This is a genomic window from Streptomyces sp. NPDC002690, from assembly GCF_053592415.1.
The window spans coordinates 1-2,097 of sequence record NZ_JBSFVR010000659.1 but is presented as its reverse complement, the minus strand read 5'-3'; the positions used below and the strand labels follow the sequence as shown (position 1 = coordinate 2,097).

Below are 2,097 nucleotides of genomic sequence, written 5' to 3'. Positions count from 1 at the left end.
ACACGGTCGCCCGTCGGCAATTCGCGGAGATGCTGATGCCGGTGGCGGGCTGGACCCCCGAGAACTGGCAACCATCCGGACCGCAGGGCGAGGCCAAGAAGGCGGAGAAGGAAGCGGCGAGGACGGATGCGGCGCGGAAGCCCGGCCGGGGCAACTCCGCCTGCACTCCGCCCGGGTGCGGCCCTCGCTCGTAGCGAGGCACCGCACCCGGCGAGGAGCCGCACCGGGACGGCGCTCGCGGCGTCAGCCGCGACCGGCGCCCATCGCGGGCGGGACCGCATCGACGCTCCAGCCCGTCCGCCGGTCGGAGAGCTCGATCCCGACGATGCTCATCATGCACGTGGCCGATTCGGGCTCCGCCTCGAAGATGCGGCGTCGCACGAGCCCTGGCCTCGATTGCGCGACGCCCTCGCCGTTGGCCCCGATCCGGCCCGAGGACCGGTGAGCTCTTGGGGGGCGGTCCGGCCGTGAGACCGTGCCACGATGCGGCCTTCGGTGGGTGTACCAGCCTCATGCGGCGGGGTGGCCCGGAGAGCGCACGGTGCAATTCGCTCCGGCCCTGCAGGTAGAGCCTGGCAGATCGTCTCGTGGGCCACGAGCATCTCCAGTTGGTCCGGAGACCGCAACCGCAGAGCCCGGCGGGTCTGATCGGGACTCCACCGCAGGTCCGGGCGACGGTGGACGAAGACCCTCTGCGTGGCATCCGGGGTCGGGCCGGCTGTGGTCGCCGCGGCAGCATGGCAGTGCGGGTCCTGATCGCCGGTCGCTGTGGAGCTCGGCAGGTCCATGGTCGTCATTCTCTGCCTGTCCCGCGCACCAGCGGGCCATCGGCCGCCGGTCTGCGCGATCTTTCAGGCGAACGTGTTGCAGGTGTCGACCTTCCCGGACCGGTAGCCGGTGGTGAACCACTTCTGACGTTGCGCCGCGGAGCCGTGCGTCCAGGTGTCCGGCGTGACGCTGCCCTGGTACTTCTCCTGGATACGGTCGTCGCCCACGGCGGCGGCCGCGTCCAGTCCTTGATTGATGTCCGATTCCGTGAGTTCGGTGATCAGGGGCTTGCCGCTCTTCGGGTCGGGAGTCGTGGTCGCGTGATGGGCCCAGACTCCGGCGAGGCAGTCCGCCTGGAGTTCCAGCTTCACCGAGCCGCTGTCCCGGCCCTGGCCGCTGCCGCGGGAGATGGTGCCGTTGAGGTCCTGTATGTGGTGCCCGTACTCGTGCGCGACGACGTACGCCTCGGCGAAGGGGCCACCCTTGGCGCCGAACTTGCCGGTGAGTTCGTCGAAGAAGCCCAGGTCGAGGTAGACCTTGTCGTCGGCGGAGCAGTAGAAGGGGCCCACCTCGGACGTCGCGTTGCCGCAGCCGGTGCTCACACTGTTGGTGAACAGCCAGGTCGGGGCCTGCGTGTAGGACTTCCCGGCCGCCGACTCGGTCTGCTTCCAGAATGCCTGGAGGCTGTCGACCACGGCCACGATCCGGCAGTCGTCCTTCGTGTTGGCGTCGGCACCCGTCCGGCAGTCCGCTGCCAGATCGGCGGCACCGGTACCACCGGATCCGCCGGCTTCGGTGGCGGGGTCCGAGCTGAGCAGGCCGGGGTCCACCCCCAACACCACCGACGCGATCAGCACCAGCAGACCGACCACCCCACCGCCCACGGTCTTCCCGCCGCCGGGGATCCCGCTCAAAGCTCCGCCCCGGTTGTCCTGGACCTCGGAGGTGTCCAGGGCAGCGTCTTCGTCGAACTCCATCAGCTGACTCTCCCTCACGGCGCGCCGGTCCACCCTGCGTCGCTCGGCACGCGTACCCCCGGGAAGCCGCCTCACCCGCCATCGCGACCGAGCGCGATTCCTCGGCCCTCCCCTCGACCACCGAGTTCAGGGAACTTGGCGGCCGGGCCCCGGCACCGAGCAGGTCCAGTCACAGCCGCGTGCCCGGGCAGGAGGGGCAGATGGCCGAACGAAGGAGCGGCGGCGGACCATGCTCGGGGGAGAGGCGTCCGTTGGGCTTTCCGCTGCTCGCCCGGCTTCTGCCGGCGGTGCGGTTCACCGCCGGCAGGCCTGCGTCCGTGCTCCTGCCGCGGTCCGGCCGGACCGGTCGGAC

General features: G+C 70.9%; 2 protein-coding genes. One reads left to right on the top strand and one right to left on the bottom strand.

Translation table 11 applies throughout. The features are described 5' to 3' along the window. Positions 1–194: hypothetical protein (locus ACWD3D_RS36425; protein ID WP_451464940.1), on the top strand; the 194-nt coding region annotated here is incomplete at its 5' end. 657 nt (positions 195–851) lie between these two features. Here the strand turns inward: ACWD3D_RS36425 and ypfJ are convergent. Next, positions 852–1,745, bottom strand: coding sequence for a KPN_02809 family neutral zinc metallopeptidase (ypfJ, locus tag ACWD3D_RS36420; protein ID WP_451464939.1), 894 nt, complete (start codon positions 1,743–1,745; stop codon positions 852–854). Positions 1,746–2,097 lie beyond the last annotated feature (352 nt).